Origin of the sequence: Dietzia sp. UBA5065 (genome assembly GCA_002415925.1) — a bacterium.
Lineage (GTDB): Bacteria > Actinomycetota > Actinomycetes > Mycobacteriales > Mycobacteriaceae > Dietzia.
The window spans coordinates 1,228-4,276 of sequence record DIAZ01000055.1 but is presented as its reverse complement, the minus strand read 5'-3'; the positions used below and the strand labels follow the sequence as shown (position 1 = coordinate 4,276).

At 72.3% G+C, this 3,049-nt stretch carries 2 protein-coding genes and 2 pseudogenes; 1 reads left to right on the top strand and 3 read right to left on the bottom strand.

All coding sequences use genetic code 11. From position 1 onward, the window contains the following. Positions 1–164 precede the first annotated feature (164 nt). Positions 165–1,094 carry an amidohydrolase family protein gene (locus B4M60_RS04005; protein ID WP_291080510.1) on the top strand — a complete coding sequence of 310 codons (930 nt, stop codon included), beginning with the start codon at positions 165–167 and terminating at the stop codon, positions 1,092–1,094. Between the two features lie 138 nt (positions 1,095–1,232). On the opposite strand, the pseudogene recR reads toward B4M60_RS04005, so the two are convergent. From recR to B4M60_RS03990, 3 genes and pseudogenes are all read right to left on the bottom strand, one after another. Continuing rightward, a pseudogene (gene recR, locus B4M60_RS04000) lies at positions 1,233–1,838 on the bottom strand (recombination mediator RecR); the annotation flags it as partial. Positions 1,839–1,950: 112 nt separating this feature from the next. Next, on the bottom strand, positions 1,951–2,286 hold the full coding sequence (locus B4M60_RS03995) for a YbaB/EbfC family nucleoid-associated protein (protein WP_291080507.1): 336 nt from the start codon (positions 2,284–2,286) through the stop codon (positions 1,951–1,953). A gap of 113 nt (positions 2,287–2,399) precedes the next feature. Continuing rightward, positions 2,400–3,049 (bottom strand): annotated as a pseudogene (locus B4M60_RS03990) (DNA polymerase III subunit gamma/tau); the annotation flags it as partial.

The following is a 3,049-nucleotide window of genomic DNA, read 5'->3' as shown; positions in this document are numbered from 1 at the left end:
GATTGCGATCCACCTATGGAGGTCGGCAGGTGGATCGGAATCGGATAGGTGGATTTCGTGGGGTGTGGCCGGGCAGGCGAATCAGCCGGGGCGGGTGGGGGTGGCCGGGACGGCCGGAACCCGAACCGGCGGACGGTCGACACCACTGACCTACCCTCGGACGCATGTGCAATCACCACGGCTCCGCTCCCCTCCCCGGCTCCGTGACCCCGCCCGATCCCGCCGTCGAGGCGGCGCAGGTGCGCGCCCTGTGGGAGCCCCTAGGTCTTCCGGGGATCATCGACGTGCACACGCACTTCATGCCGGACCGGGTGATGGCGAAGGTGTGGGACTACTTCGACGCCGCCGGCCCCAAGATCGGGCGCCAGTGGCCGATCACCTACCGAGAGGCCGAGGACGAGCGCGTCGCGCGCCTGCGCTCGTACGGCGTGCTGGCGTTCTCGTCGATGCTGTACCCGCACAAGGCGGAGATGGGCGCGTGGCTCAACGCGTGGTCGGCGGATTTCGCGTCCCGGCATCCCGACTGCCTGCACACGGCGACGTTCTACCCGGAGCCGACCGCCGGCGAGTACGTCCGCGACGCCGTCGAGGCCGGGGCCCGCGTGTTCAAGTCCCACATCCAGGTGGGCGAGTACGACCCGGGCGATCCGATGCTCGACCGGGTGTGGGGTCAGCTGTCCGAGGCGCACGTGCCGACGGTCATCCACTGCGGCGGCGGGCCGGTCGCGGGGGCGTTCACCGGGCCGGAACCGGTCGCGGCGGTGTTGAACCGGTTCCCGGACCTGCCGTTGATCATCGCCCACATGGGCATGGGCGAGTACAGCGATTTCCTGGACCTGGCCGAGCGGTACGAGAACGTCTACCTCGACACCACCATGGCGTTCACGGACTTCGTCGAGAAGTCGTGGCCGTTCCCGGGCTCGGAGCGCGGGCGGCTCGCCGATCTGGGGCACAAGATCCTGCTGGGGACCGATTTCCCCAACATCCCGTACCCGTACGCGCACCAACTCGAGTCTCTGGCCCGCCTCGGGATGGGCGACGACTGGCTACGGGCGGTGTGGCACGGCAACGCCGCGGAACTGTTCGGCCTCTGAGGCGTCGGACTCCGGGTAGCCGATCTCGGGGGATGGTTCGGCGTGCGGGGGTTCGGGGGCCGGCTCCGGGACATGCGAGTCGATCTGCGCGGGCCGGAGCACGCCGCCCGAGCGCGGGGCCTGCGCAGGTCCACCTGAGAGGATGCGGCGACCCGACAGTGCACTGCCCAGTGTGAGCTCATCGGCGAACTCCAGGTCCGCGCCCATGGGCAGTCCCGAGGCCAGACGGCTCACCACCAGATCGGGGAACGGCCGCAGCAACCGGGCGAGGTAGGTGCTGGTGGCCTCGCCGGTGGTGTTGGGGTCCGTCGCGATGATGATCTCGGCGATCTCCTCGCCCGGGGACTCCTCCGCGACCCGCCGCATCAGGCCGGCGATCCGCAACTCGTTGGGCCCGATGCCGTTGATGGGGTCGAGCGCTCCGCCGAGCACGTGGTAGAGCCCGCGGAACTCACGGGTGCGCTCGATGGCCTCGATGTCCTTGGGCTCCTCGACCACGCAGATGAGGGTCGGGTCGCGCCGCGGGTCGGAGCAGATGCGGCAGCGTTCGCCCGCCGCCACCGTGCCGCAGACCTCGCAGTAGGTGACCCCGTCGACAACCGCCCGGAGGGCCGACCGCAGCCGCTCCACCGAGTCCGGCTCGGCCTGGAGCAGGTGGAACGCCAGCCGTTGGGCGGACTTGGGACCGATGCCCGGCAGCTTGCCGAACTCGTCGATCAGGTTCTGAACCGGTCCCTCGTACATCGCCGTCCCCGTGCTCCTTCGTGCCCGGCGACGGATGCGCCACCGGGGGCCGGGACCCGGACGTCGCCGGGTCCCGCGGGCGGGATCCCGGATCGCTCCGGGTCCCGCCGGCTCACATGCCCAGGCCGCCCATCATGTCGCCGAGCCCGCCGGCGGAGGCCAGCGGGCCGAGCCGCGACTCCGCGAGCTCCTGCACCTTGGTGTGGGCGTCACCGAACGCTCCCACGAGAAGATCCTGCAGGGTCTCGGTGTCCTCCGGGTCGACGACCTTCGGGTCGATCGTGACGCCGGTGACCTCACCGGTGCCGCGCATGGAGATGGTGACGAGCCCTCCCCCGGCCTGCCCGTCGACGGTGCTGGCGGCGATCTCCTGCTGGGCCTGGGCGAGCTGCTGCTGCATCTGCTGGGCCTGCTGGAGAAGGGCGTTCATGTCCGGTCCGGGCTGCATGGGGGATCCTTTCGGCGGGGTGCCGTGGTGGCCGGGGACGGCCCCGGTCGGTCGACACCCAGGGTAACCGCACCGTCCGACACCGTGCCCCGCCGCGCTGTGGGCAGGCCGGGTCAGCGCTCGAGCGGGCGGGCCCCGAGGTGCTCCTTGAGCAGAGCCAGGGCGATGTCCTCACCGGTGCGGTGGTCGAGGTTCTGCGGGCCGCTGCGCGCCTCGTCGACCATGTCCTCCTCGCTCACCGGGCGGGCCGGCGGGCCGTCCCGTTCTCCGGGTTCCGGCTCGGGCTCCTCGGGCGGCGGAGGCATGTCGTCGTAGCCGCCACCGGGGTCCCCGCCCGCGCCGGAGCGCCCGTCGCCCCGCGACTGACCGGCGTCGCCTCCGCGCACACGCCGCTGCCAGCCCTGCGGCTCGGACTGCTGGGGCGCGGCGGGGGCGTCCCCCACGTCCTGGGCCGGCCCACGAGCGGGAGCCGCGGCCGGCGAGGGGGCGTCCGCCCCGCCCGTCGGCACCCCGCCCGAGGTGCAGCGGATGGTCCAGTCCCCGCCCACCACCTCCGTCACCGAGTCGGTGATCGCCGTGGCGTTGTGGGGCTGGAGGAGTCGCTTGGCCAGCGGCGCGTAGTCGTGCACCAGGTGGATGACCCGACCGTCCACCCCGGCGACCGTCGCTCCGGCGAGCATCACCTCGACGGTGCGGGTCCGCTTGCGCACGGCGTCTCGGATGGCGGGCCACGCGCGACGGATGTCCTCGGCCTCGATGCCGG